Raw genomic sequence first — 5699 nt, forward strand, 5'->3', positions numbered from 1 at the left:
GGTCCACAGCGAATGCATGCCGCCGTCGGGGTCGCAAATGCTCATCGGTGTGAAGGTGTCGCCGTGATAGCCGCCGCGCCAGGTCATCAGCCGCCGTTTGCCGGGCCGGCCGCGGCTGCGCCAATACTGCAGCGCCATCTTGACCGCGACCTCGACCGACACTGACCCGGAGTCGCAGAAGAACACCGTCTCCAGCCCCGACGGCGTCAGTTCGACCAGCAGCTGGGCCAACCGCGCGGCGGGTTCATGGGTGAGCCCGCCGAACATGACGTGGTTCATCGTCGCCAGCTGCGCGGCCATCGCCGCATCCAAAACCGGGTGACCGTGGCCATGGATGGCCGTCCACCAGGAGCTCATCGCGTCGAGCACCTCGACTGGCTGACCGTCGCGGATCAGTGTCAGCCGGGCGCCGCGGGCACCGACAGCCACCACTGGAGGCAGCGCTTCCGCGCCGATCGTGCTGTAGGGATGCCACAGATGCGCCGCGTCGATCGCGCTGATCTGCTCGGGCGTGAGCCCAGACGTCCCTGCGGCCGCAGAAGTCATAGAGAACGAGGGTAACGGCCCGCGGCCCGAAGCCTTCGGTCGCAGAAACGCCGGCCATCCGGCAGCATTGAGCAACCATGGTTTCGCCGCAACAGTTCGACGACCGCTCAGCGGGTGACCACACCGACGCGCCGCCACCGGTATTGCGGCTGCGGCTGGTCCCGTGGGACGTCGTCTCCACTATCGCTTTGCTGGCTGCGCTGCTGGTCGCGGCCATCGCGACGGATTGGGGATCGCAGCTCTTCGGCTTCCTCAAGGACGTGTGCGCGGGTGACGATTGCCCACCGGTGCCCTACGGCGTCGACTTCTACATCTACCCGGTGGTGTGGGGCGGCATCGGCGCGGCGATCGCTGCCGCCGTCGTCGGCCCGGTGGTATCGCTGCTGAAGGGGTGGTACCTGTCCCTTTGGCCGCTGTTGGCGATCGCCATCGTCGTCCTCAGCTCCGTCGTCGGTTCGATGTTGACCACCTTTTGCGGCCAGTATTGGCACTGACGGCGCCGGGCTTGCGCAGCGTCGTGACAGAACCGCGATGAGATTGAAATCACAACTGCGCGCTGAGAATTGAGCCCCCGGCCTGCAAGCGGTCACCGTTGGGTCACGGTACGACAAAAAATGCCTCGTGAGGCGCCTTTGGTGTGGCCGCCGCGGGCATTTGTTGCCAAAGTGTCTGTAGTGGCTGTTGTGAATCCAGCGGTTCATCGAGGGTCCACGTCGGCACCCGCATAGGTAACGGCGTGCGGCCCCCAACGGGGCGGGCCAGCGCATGAGTCTCTGTGATGAACCGGAAGGAATGGCGGCGGACGCGCGTAGTCACCGCGCTGACGCCACAGAGAGGTGATCGACATGAGACCCAGTTACGCGGTCCCAATCAGCCTGGCCCTGTTGCTGACGCTACCGATGCTCAACCCGACTTCCGCGACCGCTGACCCCCAGGGTCCGACCCTGCCGGGGCCGTCAGTGCAGAGTCCAGCGCTGCCGGCACCGTCAGTGCAAAGTCCGACCCTGCCGGCACCCTCAGCGCAAAGTCCGACCCTGCCCGGATCGCCAGTGCAAGGTCCGGCACTGGTCGGCCACACGCAGTCGACCAGTTACGTGATTCAGCGCGCACTTTCGCAGCGCGGTGTGCCGTTCCTGTACGGCGGCGGCAACGCCGCGGGCCCGACTCGCGGCACCGGGCTGAAGGCAAACATCGTCGGTTTCGACGCCTCGGGTCTGATCCAGTACGCCTATGCCGGCGCCGGGCTCAAGATGCCGCGGACCTCGGGCGAGCAGTGCAACGTCGGCCGCAAAGTCGCGCTTTCACAAGCGAAGCCCGGCGACCTGATGTGCTACGGCCCCGCAGGCACCCAGAGTGTCGCCATGTACCTCGGCAACGGCCAAATGATCGAGGCCACCGAGCCCGCCGTCACGATTTCGCCGGCGCGCACCAACGGGATGGTTCCGTATCTGACCCGAATCATCGAGTCCTGACCGGGCACTCGCCGACGCGCCGTTAGCGCGCTGCCGGCGGTAAGCAGGTTGGGTAGATTGTCTGTCAATCATGATGACCGTCTACCCGACCTGTCCGGCCGTCGGTCCTATTGCGGAATCCGCCCAGTCCGCCATGGGAAACCGGAAAGCAGGGTTCTACCGCGACGATTTGGACGGGCTGCGCGGCATCGCCATCGCGCTGGTCGCGATGTTCCACGTCTGGTTCGGCCGCGTTTCCGGCGGGGTGGACGTGTTCTTGGCGCTGTCCGGGTTCTTCTTCGGCGGCAAATTGCTCCGCGCGGCACTCAACCCGGCGTCCTCGCTGTCGCCGGTACCGGAAGTGATCCGACTGGTCCGCAGGTTGCTGCCGGCGCTGGTGGTGGTGTTGGCCGCATGCGCGGTGCTGACGATCCTGATTCAGCCAGAGACTCGCTGGGAGACCTTCGCCGACCAGAGCCTGGCCAGTCTCGGCTATTACCAAAACTGGGAGCTGGCCAGCACGGTGGCCGATTATCTGCGTGCGGGTGAGGCGGTCAGTCCGCTGCAGCACATTTGGTCGATGTCGGTGCAGGGCCAGTTCTACATCGCTTTCCTGGCACTGGTTTTCGGGTTCGCTTATCTATTCCGGCGCTGGTTCGGCGCTCGTCTCGGCGACCGGTTGCGGACGGTGTTCGTGCTGCTGATCGGCGCGCTGGCGGTGGCATCGTTCGTCTACGCGATCTTTGCGCACCAAGCCAATCAGGCGAGCGCCTACTACAACAGCTTTGCGCGGGCCTGGGAGTTGCTGCTGGGGGCGCTCGTCGGCGCGCTGGTCCCCCACATCCGCTGGCCGATGTGGCTGCGCACGGTGATCGCCACCGTCGCGTTGGCAGCGGTGTTGTCCTGCGGCGCGCTCATCGACGGCGTCAAGGAGTTCCCGGGGCCGTGGGCGCTGGTCCCCGTCGGGGCCGCCGCGCTGTTCATCCTGGCCGGCGCCAACCGGCAAGCCCATCCCACTACCCGTGACAAGTTGCCGCTGCCCAACCGGTTGTTGGCGGCCGAGCCGCTGGTGAAGCTCGGCGCGATGGCCTATTCGCTGTACCTGTGGCACTGGCCCCTGCTGATCTTTTGGCTCGCGTACACCGGTCACCGGCGCGCCAACTTCATCGAAGGTACGGCGGTGTTGCTGTTATCGGGCGCGCTGGCCTACCTGACTACGCGCTTCGTCGAAGACCCGCTGCGACACCGCAGCGGGGTCAACACCGCGCCCGAGCCAGGCCCGGTCATCCCGTGGCGGGCGCGGCTGCGCCGTCCCACCATGGTGCTCGGATCAATGGTGGCGATGCTCGGCGTGACGCTGACCGCGACCGCATTCACCTGGGTCGAGCATGTCAGCGTGGAGCGCGCCAGCGGCAAGGAACTCAGCGGGCTCAATTCCCACGACTATCCCGGTGCCCGCGCCTTGGTCAAGCATGTGCGTGTACCCAAGCTTCGGACCCGGCCCACCGTGTTGGAAGCCCAGACGGACTACCCGCCGTCCACCCGCGATGGCTGCATCGGCGACTTTGCCAACACTTCAGTCATCACCTGCGCCTACGGCGACAAAACCGCCACCCGGACCATCGCCCTTGCCGGTGGCTCGCATGCCGAGCATTGGCTCACCGCGCTGGATCTCCTCGGACGCAGACACCACTTCAGGGTGACGACCTACCTCAAGATGGGCTGTCCGCTGTCCACCGAGCAGATGCCGTTGGTGATGGGCAGCAATGCGCCGTACCCGGAGTGCCGCGACTGGGTGCCAAAGGCCATGGCCAAGGTGGTGGCCGACCATCCGGACTATGTGTTCACCACATCGACCCGGCCCTGGAACATCAAACCCGGAGATGTGATGCCGGGAACCTATCTCGGAATCTGGCAAACGTTCTCCGACAACAACATTCCGATCCTCGCGATGCGCGACACCCCGTGGCTTGTCAAAGACGGTCAACCGTTCAACCCGTCGGACTGCCTGGCCAAGGGCGGCGACGCACTGTCGTGCGGTATCAAGCGTTCCGACGTGCTGGCTGACTACAATCCCACTCTCGACTGGGTCGAGCAATTCCCGCTGCTCAAACCGCTGGACATGAGCGATGCCGTCTGCCGCCCCGACATCTGCCCCGCTGTCGAGGGAAACGTGTTGGTATACCACGACGCTCATCACCTATCCGCCACCTATATGCGCACGATGACCAACGAGTTGGGTCGCCAAGTCGGGGCGGCCACTGGCTGGTGGTGACGCCCGCGCCGATAAGGTCGAAGGATGCCCCCGTCAGACCCCACCAATGGTGCCGCTATGACTCCACCCGAGCTGGTCACCGTATGGCCGGGCAGCAGTTATCCGCTGGGCGCCACTTTCGACGGCGGTGGCACCAACTTCGCGCTGTTCTCCGAGATCGCTGAAAAGGTCGAGTTGTGCCTGATTCACGACGACGGGCACGAGAGTCGAATCTGCCTCGACGAGGTCGACGGATATGTTTGGCACGCGTATCTGCCGACGGTTAGCCCTGGACAGCGCTACGGGTTTCGGGTGCACGGGCCGTTCGACCCCTCGGCCGGTCACCGATGCGACCCCAGCAAGCTGTTGCTCGACCCGTACGGGAAATCGTTCGACGGCGAGTTCACATTCGGCCAGGCGTTGTTCTCCTACGACATGGCCACCGAAGCCGAAGACCCCGCCGCGACCGGCGCTCCCCCGCATGTCGATTCGCTCGGCCACACGATGACCAGCGTCGTCATCAATCCGTTCTTCGACTGGGCGACCGACCGTGCACCGCGCACGCCCTATCACGAGACGGTCATCTACGAGGCGCATGTCAAGGGGATGACCGAAACCCATCCAGGTGTTCCCGAAGCGCTTCGCGGCACCTACGCTGGGCTGGCACATCCTGTGATCATCGATCACCTCAAATCGCTGAATATCACCGCGATCGAGCTGATGCCGGTGCATCAATTCCTGCACGACCACCGGTTGCTGGAGTTGGGACTGCGGAACTACTGGGGCTACAACACCTTTGGGTTCTTCGCGCCGCACAGCCAGTACGCCGCGAACCCGCAGGCTGGCGGCGCGGTGTCCGAGTTCAAATCGATGGTTCGCGCGTTTCATGAGCAAGGCATCGAGGTCATCCTCGACGTGGTGTACCCCCACACCGCCGAAGGCAATCACCTCGGCCCGACGATCAACTTCCGCGGCATCGACAACGCCGCCTACTACCGGCTGGTCGATGAAGACTTGCGGTTCTACAAGGATTTCACCGGCACGGGCAACAGCCTCAACGCGCGCCATCCGCACACCTTGCAGCTGATCATGGACTCGCTGCGGTACTGGGTGACCGAGATGCATGTCGACGGCTTCCGATTCGACCTCGCCTCCACGTTGGCTCGCGAGTTTTACGACGTCGACAGGCTGAGCGCATTCTTCGACCTGGTGCAGCAGGATCCGGTGGTCAGCCAGGTCAAGCTGATCGCCGAGCCGTGGGACGTCGGCGAGGGCGGGTACCAGGTCGGCAACTTCCCGCCGCTGTGGTCCGAGTGGAACGGGAAGTTCCGCGACACGGTGCGCGACTGCTGGCGCGGCGAGAACCGCACGCTGGCCGAGATGGCCTATCGCCTCACCGGCTCGTCGGACCTCTACGGCGCCGAGGGTCGCAGCCCCCACTCGAGCGT

General features: G+C 65.0%; 4 protein-coding genes and 1 pseudogene. 4 read left to right on the plus strand and 1 reads right to left on the minus strand.

From position 1 onward, the window contains the following. A partial coding sequence (locus WB785_RS03225) for an aminotransferase class III-fold pyridoxal phosphate-dependent enzyme (protein WP_424077254.1) occupies positions 1 to 546 on the minus strand: 546 nt, incomplete at its 3' end. A gap of 77 nt (positions 547 to 623) precedes the next feature. On the opposite strand from WB785_RS03225, the gene WB785_RS03230 reads away from it, so the two are divergent. The 4 genes and pseudogenes from WB785_RS03230 to glgX form a co-directional block, all read left to right on the plus strand. Continuing rightward, positions 624 to 1040, plus strand: a complete 417-nt coding sequence (locus WB785_RS03230) for a hypothetical protein (RefSeq protein ID WP_424077255.1) — start codon at positions 624 to 626, stop codon at positions 1038 to 1040. 543 nt (positions 1041 to 1583) lie between these two features. Continuing rightward, positions 1584 to 2009 (plus strand): annotated as a pseudogene (locus WB785_RS03235) (NlpC/P60 family protein); the annotation flags it as partial. Between the two features lie 82 nt (positions 2010 to 2091). Next, a complete protein-coding gene (locus WB785_RS03240; RefSeq protein WP_424077257.1) occupies positions 2092 to 4272 on the plus strand; it encodes an acyltransferase family protein in 2181 nt (726 codons plus the stop codon). Between the two features lie 57 nt (positions 4273 to 4329). Next, positions 4330 to 5699 (plus strand): glycogen debranching protein GlgX (glgX, locus tag WB785_RS03245; protein WP_424077256.1); only part of this gene is annotated, 1370 nt, incomplete at its 3' end.

Origin of the sequence: Mycobacterium sp. (assembly GCF_049585075.1) — a bacterium.
Taxonomy (GTDB): Bacteria; Actinomycetota; Actinomycetes; order Mycobacteriales; family Mycobacteriaceae; genus Mycobacterium.

Bases quoted from the DNA above. Each gene is read 5' to 3' on its own strand.
- WB785_RS03230 (WP_424077255.1), top strand. From the start codon at position 624: ATGGTTTCGCCGCAACAGTTCGACGACCGCTCAGCGGGTGACCACACC.
- WB785_RS03240 (WP_424077257.1), top strand. From the start codon at position 2,092: ATGACCGTCTACCCGACCTGTCCGGCCGTCGGTCCTATTGCGGAATCC.